The sequence below is a fragment of the Fulvivirga sediminis genome (assembly GCF_016757215.1).
In the GTDB taxonomy this organism is placed as follows: Bacteria; Bacteroidota; Bacteroidia; order Cytophagales; family Cyclobacteriaceae; genus Fulvivirga; species Fulvivirga sediminis.
The window spans coordinates 210639-223590 of sequence record NZ_JAESIY010000008.1 but is presented as its reverse complement, the minus strand read 5'-3'; the positions used below and the strand labels follow the sequence as shown (position 1 = coordinate 223590).

15 protein-coding genes are annotated in these 12952 nt (G+C 36.1%); 4 read left to right on the top strand and 11 right to left on the bottom strand.

Translation table 11 applies throughout. The features are described from left to right. Positions 1-121: 121 nt before the first annotated feature. The 8 genes from JL102_RS15600 to JL102_RS15565 form a co-directional block, all read right to left on the bottom strand. Complete coding sequence (locus JL102_RS15600) at positions 122-1189, bottom strand: DUF748 domain-containing protein (protein WP_202245356.1); 1068 nt, start codon at positions 1187-1189, stop codon at positions 122-124. Beyond that, the gene (locus JL102_RS15595; RefSeq protein WP_317191646.1) at positions 1189-2112 is read right to left on the bottom strand and encodes a YihY/virulence factor BrkB family protein; all 924 of its coding nucleotides are present in this window, start codon (positions 2110-2112) and stop codon (positions 1189-1191) included. Before JL102_RS15595 ends, JL102_RS15600 begins: the two co-directional genes overlap by 1 nt. After that, a complete protein-coding gene (locus tag JL102_RS15590) occupies positions 2109-3239 on the bottom strand; it encodes an AI-2E family transporter (protein WP_202245355.1) in 1131 nt (376 codons plus the stop codon). The genes JL102_RS15595 and JL102_RS15590 overlap by 4 nt, the downstream gene beginning before the upstream one ends. Before the next feature lie 14 nt (positions 3240-3253). Further along, positions 3254-4120, bottom strand: coding sequence for a universal stress protein (locus JL102_RS15585; protein WP_202245354.1), 867 nt, complete (start codon positions 4118-4120; stop codon positions 3254-3256). 201 nt (positions 4121-4321) lie between these two features. Further along, the gene (locus JL102_RS15580) at positions 4322-4558 is read right to left on the bottom strand and encodes a hypothetical protein (protein WP_202245353.1); all 237 of its coding nucleotides are present in this window, start codon (positions 4556-4558) and stop codon (positions 4322-4324) included. Positions 4559-4837: 279 nt separating this feature from the next. After that, complete coding sequence (locus JL102_RS15575; protein ID WP_202245352.1) at positions 4838-5434, bottom strand: WG repeat-containing protein; 597 nt, start codon at positions 5432-5434, stop codon at positions 4838-4840. 318 nt (positions 5435-5752) lie between these two features. Further along, a complete protein-coding gene (locus JL102_RS15570) occupies positions 5753-6097 on the bottom strand; it encodes a hypothetical protein (protein ID WP_202245351.1) in 345 nt (114 codons plus the stop codon). A gap of 365 nt (positions 6098-6462) precedes the next feature. Further along, the gene (locus JL102_RS15565; protein WP_202245350.1) at positions 6463-7521 is read right to left on the bottom strand and encodes a hypothetical protein; all 1059 of its coding nucleotides are present in this window, start codon (positions 7519-7521) and stop codon (positions 6463-6465) included. Positions 7522-7818: 297 nt separating this feature from the next. Between JL102_RS15565 and JL102_RS15560 the strand changes: the two genes are divergently transcribed. Together JL102_RS15560 and JL102_RS15555 are read left to right on the top strand one after the other, a co-directional pair. Beyond that, the gene (locus JL102_RS15560) at positions 7819-8295 is read left to right on the top strand and encodes an RNA polymerase sigma factor (protein ID WP_202245349.1); all 477 of its coding nucleotides are present in this window, start codon (positions 7819-7821) and stop codon (positions 8293-8295) included. Next, a complete protein-coding gene (locus tag JL102_RS15555; protein ID WP_202245348.1) occupies positions 8295-8891 on the top strand; it encodes a hypothetical protein in 597 nt (198 codons plus the stop codon). Before JL102_RS15560 ends, JL102_RS15555 begins: the two co-directional genes overlap by 1 nt. An 8-nt stretch (positions 8892-8899) precedes the next feature. Here JL102_RS15555 and JL102_RS15550 read toward each other — a convergent pair whose 3' ends face one another. Genes JL102_RS15550 through JL102_RS15540 form a run of 3 tightly spaced genes read right to left on the bottom strand, consistent with a single transcriptional unit; the run spans position 8900 to position 11144 of the window. Further along, positions 8900-9661, bottom strand: a complete 762-nt coding sequence (locus JL102_RS15550) for a LytR/AlgR family response regulator transcription factor (protein ID WP_202245347.1) — start codon at positions 9659-9661, stop codon at positions 8900-8902. Beyond that, positions 9658-10683, bottom strand: coding sequence for a sensor histidine kinase (locus tag JL102_RS15545; protein ID WP_202245346.1), 1026 nt, complete (start codon positions 10681-10683; stop codon positions 9658-9660). The genes JL102_RS15550 and JL102_RS15545 overlap by 4 nt, the downstream gene beginning before the upstream one ends. Positions 10684-10730: 47 nt before the next feature. Then, the gene (locus tag JL102_RS15540; protein WP_202245345.1) at positions 10731-11144 is read right to left on the bottom strand and encodes a DUF2141 domain-containing protein; all 414 of its coding nucleotides are present in this window, start codon (positions 11142-11144) and stop codon (positions 10731-10733) included. A 171-nt stretch (positions 11145-11315) separates the two neighbouring features. On the opposite strand from JL102_RS15540, the gene JL102_RS15535 reads away from it, so the two are divergent. Beyond that, entirely contained in the window at positions 11316-12353 is a 1038-nt protein-coding gene (locus JL102_RS15535) for an acyl-CoA dehydrogenase family protein (RefSeq protein ID WP_202245344.1), read from the top strand. Positions 12354-12466: 113 nt separating this feature from the next. Continuing rightward, positions 12467-12952, top strand: a complete 486-nt coding sequence (gene tssD, locus JL102_RS15530) for a type VI secretion system tube protein TssD (RefSeq protein WP_202245343.1) — start codon at positions 12467-12469, stop codon at positions 12950-12952.

Sequence of the window (12952 nt, the reverse complement as noted above, 5' to 3'; positions counted from 1 at the left end):
TGATTACCTTTGAGCCAAAACAACAATATTCATTGATTATTACGCTGCTATCTACATCACTTTTAAAGGGATCTTAAGTAAACGAATGTGTGTAAATTATTCCCCAAAATAGAGTAATATTCTATTTCTCCCCTACTACATCTTCAAAAGAAACGGAGTCATCCGTCTTTTTCTGAATAGCTTGTATAAAGGCATTTTTAAATATATTCCCTATAGTGGGCCATATCTTAGTCTTGGGGTTATTTAAATCACCTTTCATAGGCACCTTAGTAGCAAACTGATCATGCGGGTGGTTCTCAAATATTTCTTTCACTAATTCGGCAAAACCTTCCCAGATTAACTTCAAAGGCTTTTTCTTGTCTTCAGAAAAATTCACTATCTGCAAATCATTCATTATCGGTTTTACATACCCCTCTAGCTGGCCATCTGCTACCGCCATTTCTGAATACAGGTTAAAAGTGCCTTTTTCGAAATCCAGCTTTGCATATGCCTGAGCAAAATCGTTTAATGCAGGCATATCAACACCTTCAAACTTAGCGTTCATGTCAAAATCTGGTATTTCTTTCAGTAAATTTGCCTTGGCCTTTAAGCTGAGTACCCCACCGCCCACTGATGTTGCAGTAGCACTAATATCACTAGGCAAGGTTCCTTTTTTACGCTCTGCATTACCTAAGTTAGTAGCTTGCAACTGTAAACTATCTATAGAAATATCAACTTTAGGATCACTACTAAAATCACGGTAAGCAATAACTCCATTATTTACAGCAAAATGGTTGATTTGCAATGGCATAAGATCCTTTATCGGCTCTGTCCAATCGGTGCCTTCCCCGGTTTGCTCTGCCTGAGTACTATCTGCCAAAGACACTACAAAATTGATTTTTGGTTTGAGTAGCTCTACCTCTCCCACTACCTTACCCTTAAACAAGGCTCCCCACTGTATAGATAAATCAATGTTTTCAATATCTAAAAAAGGTACGGGTATGTCTTCTCCGGTTTTCACCATTTTAAGACCCTCAATCTGGTAAGCGCCACGATATAAGCTTAAGGTTACTCCTTCAATGGAGCCACTATATCCTGTTACTTCGTCTAATACTTTATTTACATAATCGGTGATCCAAAAGGGCAAATAGATTCGACCTCCAATCAGCAACACCAAAACAACTAAAAGTACCTTTAAAGATTTTTTCATTATTCATTTACATTTCCTTCTTCAGATTCTACCTGCCGCACAATAACTGCTCCTTTGTCTGGCCTTATTTTATGGCCTATTTCTTTAGAATAAACAAAGGTAAACTCAGCTCCAAATAGCACGATAACTGAAGAATAATAAACCCATACTAATAATAACACCAGCGATCCTGCTGCTCCGTAAGCATTACTCAATGAACTATTTCCGAGGTAAAAGCCAATAAGATACTTACCCAAAGTAAATAAAACGGTGGTAACAAAAGCCCCTACCCACACATCTCTCCACTCCACCTTAGCATCTGGAAGGATTTTGAATATCATGGCAAAAACCAATGTAATAATGGCTAAGGAAAAGCCAAGGTTCACTGCCGAAACAATATAATAAGTACCTCCACTAAAAAGCTCAGAAAGGATATTGTTAAAAACCACGATAAGAGTATCGACCACTAATGAAACCAGAAGCAAAAAGCCTATGCTAATGATCATAGCTAAAGAAAGAAGCCTGTTGACGATAAACTTAATGAAACCTTTTTCAGGCTTAGGCTTAATTCTCCAAATACGGTTTAGGCCATTTTGCAACGAAACAAATACCGTAGTAGCACTAAAGATAAGAGTACCTATTCCGATTATCTTTGCTATCACTGAATCTCCCAGTCCATCAGCGTTGGCTAATATTTTGTCAATTTCTTCGGCACTAGTAGCTCCAAACAAACTCTGAATCTGTTCCATGAGGTTGTTACGCACCACCTCATCTTCATAAGCTGAGCTGGCTATAGATACTGTTATTATTAAAATGGCAGGAAGCGAAAATATAGTATAGAAGGCGATCGACGAGCTATAGCTCATGGGATCATCGGCAATAAACTCCTTTACCGTGTTTTTTATTACTTTCCAATAATTCATAGCCCATTCTGAAACCTTCACTTTTTAAGTATTTTTTGCATTTTTTTCTTGAGACTCCCTTCATTTTCCTCTTTCTTATAAAGGTCATTTCTTAATAGATAGCTAATAGGTTTTAGCTGCTTATAGTGTTCGCATGCCACCTTAAACACTGCGGTAAAAGGTAAAAACAAGATCATGCCAGGGATACCCCATACAGAACCACCTATAATCAGGGCTATGATAGCCACCAAGGCATTTAAATTCAGGTTACCCCCTACTATTTTAGGGCTCAGGAAATTTCCTTCTAACATTTGAACAAACCAGAAAATAAGGACTACTCCAAGAGGATACCATATAGAATCATAATTCATAAAAGCATAGAGCGTAGGTATGGCTCCTCCTATTAATGTGCCTACGTAAGGTATAATAGCCAAAAAAGCGGCCAGATAACCAAAGAAGATGGCGTAATCTATACCTAAAAGTAATAGGCCTATACTATTTAAGGCACCAAGAATTACGATAAGCGTAAACATGCCTGTGAGATATTTTTGCCCTACACGCTGCATGTTATCTATCATATGGGCATAATCTTCTTGCTTATCAGAAGCTGCAAAATTCACAAAAGCACGCTTTAACCCATTCCTATATAGTAGTAATAAAAAAGCATAAATAACAGTTAGCACAAAACCTGTTATAAACTCAGAAGTATTGTTGAGCATCGCTCCTACCAGTTTATTACCTTTACTGGAGAACCAATCTTTGCTCATATCCATTATATCATTCTCACTTACATTAGGTAGTATGGAGACTTTTTCATTAATGAATGAGGTTAATGAAGCCAAAATTTCATGCAGGCGGTTACTAAAATCAGTAAAATCCTGCATGATTTTAACTATCTGAGAGCCAAATAAGGTTATAAGTCCTACTAAAAACAGAGCTACTCCCAACATAGTCCAAAGAATAGACCACAAGCGGCCTACTCCTTTGGCTTCTATAAACCGACAAACGGGATAAAGTATAAAAGAAATAAGAAGAGCAAAGGCCATCGGTACTATTACAGGTCTGCCGAAAAACAACAATGCTGATATGCCAAAAAGAACAGCAAGAACGTAAAATACTTTCTTAATAGAGAAGCTCATATTGGCTTCTACTTCTTCTATACTACCCACTTATAATATTTGATTTAAATTGTGTGAAGATTGATTGTTAATACTGGCACATCAGACTCCATGCTTAAATCTTCGGCCAGGCTGTGAGAAAACATCCTGAAGAAGCTATCTTCTACATGAGTAAGAACTGCCAATAAAGAAGCTGATTTTTGATGAGCAAAATTGATCAGCCCTTCTTCAATGTCATCAGCTTCCACTACCGTAATAGAATTGCTTAGAATGTTATGCTTAGTAGTAAAGGCTGATATTTTCTTCTCAGTATCCACCTTATCTTCCACTGATTTAGACACATTTACAATATGTAATTCTGCTCCTAACCCTTCTACCAGATCTTTTAGCAAAGCTGCGGCTTGGGTAAAGTTATCATGACGATCTTTTTCTGCATCTACTCCTAGTACAATGCTTTTAAAAGAAGATTTAACATACTTCTCCTTAACCGTGATTACCGGACAACTAGCCCTTTCTATCACCTGCTCTGCATGGTTACCTGAAAAAATCTCATCAATAGATTCTTCTCCGCTGGTTCCCATCACTACCAGATCAATGCTATTAGCTTTTATGTATTCGTCTATGCCGTTTTGAAGCTCTTCTCCATACACCTCAAAGTTTATCACCCTTACATCACTACCATATCCATATTTAGTAGCTAGTACTTCCAGGTCTTTATGTCTCTTCCGGATTAATTGTACGGTAAATAAACTTTCCTCATCGCTAAACTTTTTATCCAGCTCACCAGTAGCGGTAAATGTCTGTCCGAACGGATGATCTGTAAAGTTTACCAAAAAAATTTCTGCTTTCGTGATATCAGCAATATCTGCTGCCATTTGCAAAGCATTCTCTGAAATGTCACTTAAATCAGAAGGCACAAGAATTCGTTTCATAGTGATGTTGTCTTTTAATTATTAATTAATTCTTAGAAAAAATCGCACCAACAAGTAATGTGGAGCCCAAGCAATAAATAAAGGGATTTTACTGATCAAATAGAAGTGAATTGCCATATATCGTGCAATAAATTCTACACTGAAGTAAAATCAATGACCAGAAGATGAAGTAATTGAGAAACTCAGGGTTTTGATCTGAGCTTATTTATTAGGAAGATGCTTTACGAATAACACCACAGCGTTATTAAATATCACCAGATTGTCAGTGATCTTTTGTTTTTCGGATTCTGAAATATTTATTTCAGGCCTTTTATTAGCCCATGCAGAAGTTTCACCCCACAATATTTTTCCCCAACACACACAGGAAACCACCACAAAAGAAGCAAACAAAGAAAGAGAGAAAATCCTCTCTAGAGGTAATTGCTTAAGATTTAGCATGGTAAGTTATGGTTGTTATGTTCTTAGACTGAAGTCATTATCTGTTTGTTACAACCAATGTAACTTTTTTTAACTAAAAAACCATTTTATATCTACTTATAATTCCATGTTTAAACATTAAAATTCCTGAAATCATGGAATTAAACAAATAAAATTCTCCCTTAAAATCACATTACAGAAGAATATTGTTCGTCTAGTAATTTCATATCCTTTATTGAAAGCACGAAAAGAGTACCAGGTTAGCTTAATAGACAAGTAATCCTAACTAGTTGTACCTTATTATAATTTCTGTCCTTTTTTGTTAATAAAGAACCATTCATCACTTTCAACTCTTTTATGGCCATCCGGATCAATATGCTCTTCAGCACGGTAAGTTACTTCTGCTTTTCCATTTTCAAACCACTTGGCAAAATCATATTCGCAAGGAATGACTACTTGTCCAAACTTATTAGCATATCCCATTTTTCCGTTTCGAAGAACCCTTGTTAATCCTTCATTAAATGGCTCTGGCCCATTATCAAACATTACAATGTCAAACAAAACATTTTGATTTCTGTCTATTGCCATTTGTCTTCCGTAAGTACTATCAGTTGTATGCTCAATTACATTAGCATAAAATTCCAATGTATCTGTGCCATAGTATGCGTACTTACCGAAAGAAATAATGGTATCATTACTCTGATTTACAAAGGCAACGTTTGCTCCGAATTGTAAATATTCTTCGTCCGTCACAGCTATCAGTTTTTCAGCCGAAACGGTGTCAGATGTTAGTCGGTCAAAATATTGATAGCTTGTAGTTTCCTTGTCCTTGTTATTTTCACAAGAAAAGCCAACTGAAACACTAAAAATCAGTACTGCTATTTGTCTTATTTTCATTTTTCTTCAATTCAACTCAACATCTGCATAAGACACAGACATTCTTTTATTTTTTTAGTGGGGTCGAATCTAAACCATTTCCGATAAATTTCATAGTAAAAGGACTCATCGCTTTTGTGAAGCTTTTAAGTAAAGCGGGGCCTCTAAGTGTTAGCGAAGGGAAACCAAAGGTAATTGATGGTCACAAGTACCGGTGATGGCCGGATTAATGGCTATTCCGATTCTAATAATGTGACCCGTTATGGAAAAGGGGTGCTTGCTAATTGTTTTGTTGTAACCTTGGAGTGTTCGTAGTCAAGGACTACGAACAACAAAAGTTTATTGCTTAATTAATGTATCTGGATCATCAGTGTAGAAGTATAGCACTAACGTTTTGTCATTCAAAAATTTATAATCATACTTCCCTTCAGGAAAGCCGGTGGTAAAATCTATTTCATCAGCAGTAAAGGTATAAGTAAAGTCGTCATATTCTTTGTCTGAATCAGTCCTATTGCCAGTCAAATCTTCGTTAAAAACAAATTGATACCAGTAATCAGCACTCTCACCTCTCCATGTACCAATAAAATTATTTTCCAGATTCTCATCTACAGAATCATCATCGCTATCACAAGCCACTAACATCAGCACTACAAAAATGGCCATTACATTTCTTAAATTTTTCATTAATCTTCAGATTTAGTTATTAAAAAATCACAAACAAGAGAAGGAAAATACTCTTATTTTTTATGAGTTCAATCTAAATCATTTCCCATGAATTTCATAGTAAAATAATTTATGGTGATTATTTAAGGTCATGACCTTTTGTCTTATCGAAAGGTGGCTTAGGGTTTATCAAAATTACCTGAAACATAAACGATTTCACTTTTAATACCTTGTCACAAGCACTTGTGGACATTATAAAGTTCGTAGACTGAGACTATGAATAGCAAGGGCACCAACATTCACATGAAGAGCTCAACAACTTAAATATAGAGCTAAGTCAGCTTTTTGAACTTAAAAAGACCCTGATGGTACTCAATAGATCTAAATTAAAGCAATTTCACCGAATTTTGGCCAAAAAAATTCATACCTCGTTGTTGATAATAAGTTGCTTTTACTTCATAAGTATACACCTTTTCATTATCAAAGAAGCTTAAAACAAGATGTGTTAGTGTTTCTTTCTCATCACCAGGAATGAAAGTTGCTCGAATAGATTGACCTGTATCCATGAATGTATTGCTTTCAACACTCCATTGATTGTCATGATCATCTTTGTTTTCTAATTCCAATAAAGTAACAGGCTTACCTATATTTTTGATGGTTAAACCTCTAACATGAAAATTAAAATTTATTAAAGGCTTATTGTACTGTTCTCCTGCTATTAACCTTTCTAGTTCTAATGGCTTTCTTATCCGACTGTCAATATCTGCCACTGAAAATATGTATGAAGCAACTGAATCTTTAGAGTATTGATTATGCTGCAGTTCATATTTATTGAATGCTTTTATAACCGCGTATTCTTGGTCTCCTAATGCCAAATCATTGACATGACTGGGAAGCTGACTTATATAATATACATTATTCTTAATGGAGTCAACTCGCTGGTAATTTTTCTTATATTGAAGCGTCTTTAAAACCATGAAATAGGGAGTAGGTAAGCTATCTAACTGATGAAGAAGCTGAGCTTGTTTATTCTCTACTGACTCGATATAACTTAGATGCTTTATATAGGAAGAAGTATATTCATGTATTAGAAAAATAGCACCAATAGTAATCGCAAGCAGAGGTAGCAGGAATGTATACCAAGGGGCTCTAGTTTTTCCTAAGTTCTTTTCTATCTCATACTTAGCACCTCCCAGATCATAAATATTACCATCCTCTTTCCTCAGTGTCCAGGCAGAACCAACAGGAAATACTGGAATATATGATAAATGAAAGTACGATACCCGTTTCTCTATCTTATTTCGCTTTTCACCCTTCCGATTATAAAAATCAAGCCCATTATATGGTCTATTAAAAGCATCTATATTATCCTTGATAAAAGGAACATCATCAATTGAATAAGAGCTAGCTCTTACGTTTCTTATTCCCAATACTATTCGTGCCATAAAATATTAATAAATCTTTATATATATCCTGATGGCAGTTCAATTGTAACTTTTATACGGTTAAAACTAAATACACTTTGCCCACTTATTCTTACCGAAGGGTCTAATGATTTATCAATGGCTATGAGTGTCTGTGACACGGTAAATGAAAGACTCTAAAAATTCCTGCACCTTTATATTTGTTAATCATTTACTTTTGAATTCCTGTCCTTTTCAAAGGCCATCAGAAATAAAAATCCACCACGTTGTAATAAAGTCAACCACTAAAAGACTATTATAAGCGAATAATCATTTGCCTTGAAATCTATAGAACAAGACTTTTTACAGATAATAGATCTGCATCAGAGAATTATCCATAAGGTATGTCATATTTATGCTGACAATCAGGATGATTATAATGACCTTTTTCAGGAAATAATGCTACAGCTATGGAAAGGGTATCCCAATTTTAAGGGTAAGGCCAAAATTACAACCTGGATGTATAGGGTGAGTCTATACACAGCTATTTCACGGTTAAAGAAGAAAAAGAATCGAAGAGAGGTACATGAACTACCTGTCGACGAAGCCGGCGAAAACGTTGATCAGTATGAATTTGAGCCTTTAAATATGGCCATAAGTAAGCTTTCTGATGTAGAAAAGGCCTTAATAGTGCTCTACATGGAAGAAAAATCATATCAGGAGATTGCTGACATTATGGAACTCAGTATCACCAATGTGGGCGTAAAACTGAACAGGACTAAAAAGAAGTTAAAAGACATTTTGAATACATTGTGATGGAACTAGACGAACTAAGAAAATCATGGAAAGCTCAAACTGATGAGGCAAAATATAGCAAAAGAGAGATTAACGAAATTTTTGAAGTAAAAACCAAAAGATCGTTAAAAGTACTCAATAGAAGCATGCTGTTTGATGCTCTGCTCATGATTGTTACTATTGTGGCTTTCATTTCATATTCTTTTCTGATGGGCCTTAAAGATCGTCTATGGATAAGTGCTGAACTCATCACTATGGCCTTGGTGCTTACTTTGCATTATAAAATAAAGTATAACCTCATTAATCAGCTTGATTTCGAAGCCAATGGTGTGAAATCAGCTATGACCAAAACTATCCGCAAGCTGAAAAAGTATATAAAAATATATGAAACGGCCATTCCTTGTATTTCTACTCTACTATTTATCACTTATCTGGCAAGGGTGAATTTCTATGAACACGGAACCTACTTCAGTTCAGCACTTATTACTTATAAGCTTGCCTTTGCTCCACTCTGCTACTTAGCTACCTGGCTTATAGTAAAGTTTCTTGCTAAATGGATGTATGGCAAAAGCATACTGAAAATGGAAAGTGATCTTAAAAAACTGGATAATTTATAAATGAAATGTTAGTTATCAAGCCATTTTTTAAAGTCCCCTACTCTATCACGACTTACGATGACTTCATCATCACAATCTTTCAAGTTGATTTTCAACCTACTGTTAGAGTAGCTAATAATATCATCAAACGCTTCCATAGAAATAATATATCCTCGGTTAACTCTGTAAAATTTTTCAGGGTTAACCATCTCTACTATCTTCTCTAGCGGATGATCCAGCAAATAGTTTCTGCCATCAGTAGCATGGCAAAAAGTGGCCTTTTCCTTACTATAAAAGTATTGAATATCAGCAATAGCTATAGATTTGACGTGCTCTCCAATTTTTACAATAAACCTATTTTTATAGTTAGTCTGCAGCATGGTCATGGCCTCTGCTATTTGTTTAACCATGGCACTCTCATCAAAACTTTTCTTAGTAATACGTTCCCATTTTTCTATGGCCGTTGTAAGTTCTTCTATATCTATGGGCTTCAATAAATAATCAATGCTATTGACTTTAAAAGCTTTCAAAGCATATTCATCATAGGCAGTAGTAAATATAACAGGAGCTGGCATCTCTATATGCTCAAATATCTCGAAGCTCAGTCCATCAGCCAGCTGAATATCCATAAACACCAGATCTAAAGGCTTATTATTATTATTAAACCAGCTTACGGCATTCTTCACCGAGGGTATTTTATCCACCACCTCAATACTATCATTATAAATCTCGAGCAACTTCTCCAGCCTCCTGGCCGCCGGGCGCTCATCTTCTATAATTAAAACCTTCATTTTTTTAATTTGATAAGTGGCAGTCTTACTTTAAATTCATGGTTATGGTCTGTTATCTGTACTTCAGCATCACTAACAAAGGCAAACCGTGCTTTTATATTATCTAGTCCCGTGTGTGATGATTCTTCTTTAATTATATTCTTCCTCTGCAAATTATTAACCACTTCCAAAAAACCATCATTTTCTCGTATACTTATATGCAAAGGCTCTTCAGCAGAAATGGTGTTATGCTTTATGGCATTTTCTACCAGCATCTGTACAGATAATGGTATAATCATATGCTGAGTTCCATTGATTAGCACTTCGAAATCAAGGTCATTTTCATACCTGATCTTTTGAAGAAAAATATAGGCTTCTACAAATTTGATCTCCGTAGCCAATGGCACCAGTTCCATATCCTTAGATTCCAGCACATATCTATATACTTCAGACAGCTTTTTGATAAACTTAGCCGCCACGTCCTGATCTTCATACACCAACGTGGTGAGGGCATTGAGGCTATTAAAAAGAAAGTGCGGATTCACCTGATTTTTTAATGACTCATATTTTGAAACAGCCGCTTCTTTTTTCACTCTCTCTGCTTCTATGGCCACTTGTCTCCAAGAAATTAAAAACTTATAGCTGTGTAGCACCAAACTTACTAGTATGGCTATACCTGTAGAATACATAACAGTAGTGCTGATATTCCTCCACTGCAGGTTAAAGATTTTGCCCGTAAGGTCAATAATAAGTAATGCCGCTAAAGATGTAAAAGCAGCATGACCTGCTACTCCTATAATGAGACGTTTAACGGGCTGATCCAGCCATGAAATTTTCTTATCTATAAGGTGTGAGATGTAAATATTGCCTTTATACATCAGCACCCAAAAAAGCATACATATGGCCACCGATGCCATCAGCTTATCTGGCGAAGTCATACAGTCATTACATAACAAAAAGCCATTGGCAATCCCTAAAAGGGTAAGAATAAGAATTTCTTTTAACTCCTTTTTAAATCTTTGCGCTGTAAAAAAACTAGCCATAGCTGCGTAAATTATTAAATATTTCTCAGTAAATAAAAGATTATCACCTACTGTATAGTAATAGTAATGGTTAAATCTTGCGTCAGATCCAATTTGGCTTTAGCATACTCCGCGGGGCCATACATACTAGGTGGGTTATTAGAAAAGCCATACGCTTCTGTAGGCCCCATATTACCAAAATCCAGCTTTCCATTTTTATTTGCATCGTGGATCACAGATATGGCATACTCTCCGGCCGGTAAATCCTCAAACACCACACTGTGGTTTTCTTCTGTTTCCAGGTTGATGGCTATAGCCTTATATGGATTTTTGAGGTAATCAGCTGAATTATTGAAAAGGGCCGCTTTCAATTCTCCTTTATTAGAAAAAGTGCCTTTTACCTCTACCGTAAGTGAAAATGTGTCTTGAGCCTTAGCTGCTACAGCTACTGCAAGAGCCAAAATAAATAATATTGTTTTCATCGTATTTTGTTTATTATGCCACCAATTAGGCGATGAATTTTCATATTTAAAATAAAGACTTCCCTAATCGTATCATTGACCTACCGAACCGTCAAGTTTAGGAGATGAATAAAACTGCCTAAACTTCCGCAAACCCTTTCCGAACCCCTTTACATTCTTTAACATTGCTACATGATACACTTCAACCGTCCTACCATAGACCTCATTAGAAATACTTTTTTACAGCAGCACTATCAGGATCATTTTCCAGCAGAAATTCTCGATCTTATTTATGAGCACAAGCTGTTTAAAATATTTGTTCCTGAGCAGTTGGGAGGCTTAGAGTGTAGCTTTCCTGAAGGACTGAAGATCATGGAAATGAGTGCCTATATAGATGGTGATTTCGGCTGGGCCGTACAAATAGGCTCTGGAGGCGGGTATTTTACAGGTTATCTATCCAAAGAGGTGGTAGATAAGTATATAAGTCAGCCAGAATTTGTAATAGCAGGCAGCGGCATGGCTAACGGCAATGCTGTAACCAGTGAAAGAAGTTACGAAGTTACGGGCCAGTGGAAATATTGTAGTGGCAGCCACTACGCCACCCTCTTCACCGCTAACTGCACCATAGACAGTTCTTCAGCTATTAGTGCCTTTGCCTTTGACCCTGATCAGGTATCAATTATTAATGACTGGAAGGCCTATGGCATGGAAAACACCCTTTCTCATAGCATACAGGTGAAAAATGCACAAGTACCTAAACACATGAGCTTTAACTTTGATAGGGTTATAAATGATTACAACTACCTTATTTATCACTTTCCTTTCAATGAATTTGCTCGTGGGTGCATCACCGCAGTTTTAATAGGCATGTTCAAGCACCTACTCAATGAAGCTAATGTATATTACCAATACGAAAATTTACCTTCTCAAAAAGAATCTTCTTTACAGCAAATCTTAAAAACCGCCGAACAAGAAAGTGAAAAGCTCACTGAGCATTTTTATGAAGAAGCTCAAAACTGTTGGTCGCATTTGCAAAATGGCCTTTCTGAAGATTTACTCCAAAAGTTTAACAACGCCATTGATAATTATATCAGTTTCGCCAATGAAAGCAGCCACAATCTATTTCATCACCTCGGCATGTACGCCACCTTTCGCGATAATGCTTTTAACAAAATATGGAGAGATCTTACTACCGCCGCACAGCACTTTTTAACTAAAAAGTATCAATAAGACCCAATAGAGTAATTAAATTTTCGAATAACCCTTAAAACATTACATCGATAAGAATATAGAATAATTAAAAGATAATTTAGCAGCTTATATTTATTATTATCATTATTACTATGGGCATTATAGCTAAGTTGCACTATGAGGAAAACTCATACAACGTTATTGAAGCTGAGTACGGTATAAGGCAAAAGATAGATGAATCTGGCAAGCCGTCATCAGCACCTACTTTTACTGGTTTAGAAGTCGTATTAGAAGCATCCAGAGACAATACCTTTTTCGAATTTGCCACGCAGGCACAAAATAAAATTCAAAAGTTAGTACTTGAATACGTCCCCAGTATTCAGGGAGGAAAGAGCCGAAGGATCACTTTTTATGATTGTCACGTGGTTTATAACCATCAAGGTTTTAAACATCAAAGTGAGCAGCCTATGCAAGAGACTATTATAATCACGGCAGGCGGTGTTCAGGATTCAGCTTCATCTGCTGAGTATTCTACCTATTGGCGCAAGACCTTTGGCCAAACAGAGGCGTCATCTTCAGAGGAAAAGGGTAATAGTGAACAACCCAAAGAACTTAAAGTAAAAGCTAAACTATCATAA

What these genes read in the sequence shown, in the direction of transcription:
- JL102_RS15600 (WP_202245356.1), bottom strand. Translation starts at nt 1,189, where the DNA reads ATGAAAAAATCTTTAAAGGTACTTTTAGTTGTTTTGGTGTTGCTGATT.
- JL102_RS15580 (WP_202245353.1), bottom strand. Translation starts at nt 4,558, where the DNA reads ATGCTAAATCTTAAGCAATTACCTCTAGAGAGGATTTTCTCTCTTTCT.
- JL102_RS15545 (WP_202245346.1), bottom strand. Translation starts at nt 10,683, where the DNA reads ATGGCTAGTTTTTTTACAGCGCAAAGATTTAAAAAGGAGTTAAAAGAA.
- JL102_RS15585 (WP_202245354.1), bottom strand. Translation starts at nt 4,120, where the DNA reads ATGAAACGAATTCTTGTGCCTTCTGATTTAAGTGACATTTCAGAGAAT.
- tssD (WP_202245343.1), top strand. Translation starts at nt 12,467, where the DNA reads ATGGGCATTATAGCTAAGTTGCACTATGAGGAAAACTCATACAACGTT.
- JL102_RS15550 (WP_202245347.1), bottom strand. Translation starts at nt 9,661, where the DNA reads ATGAAGGTTTTAATTATAGAAGATGAGCGCCCGGCGGCCAGGAGGCTG.
- JL102_RS15575 (WP_202245352.1), bottom strand. Translation starts at nt 5,434, where the DNA reads ATGAAAATAAGACAAATAGCAGTACTGATTTTTAGTGTTTCAGTTGGC.
- JL102_RS15565 (WP_202245350.1), bottom strand. Translation starts at nt 7,521, where the DNA reads ATGGCACGAATAGTATTGGGAATAAGAAACGTAAGAGCTAGCTCTTAT.
- JL102_RS15540 (WP_202245345.1), bottom strand. Translation starts at nt 11,144, where the DNA reads ATGAAAACAATATTATTTATTTTGGCTCTTGCAGTAGCTGTAGCAGCT.
- JL102_RS15570 (WP_202245351.1), bottom strand. Translation starts at nt 6,097, where the DNA reads ATGAAAAATTTAAGAAATGTAATGGCCATTTTTGTAGTGCTGATGTTA.
- JL102_RS15535 (WP_202245344.1), top strand. Translation starts at nt 11,316, where the DNA reads ATGATACACTTCAACCGTCCTACCATAGACCTCATTAGAAATACTTTT.
- JL102_RS15555 (WP_202245348.1), top strand. Translation starts at nt 8,295, where the DNA reads ATGGAACTAGACGAACTAAGAAAATCATGGAAAGCTCAAACTGATGAG.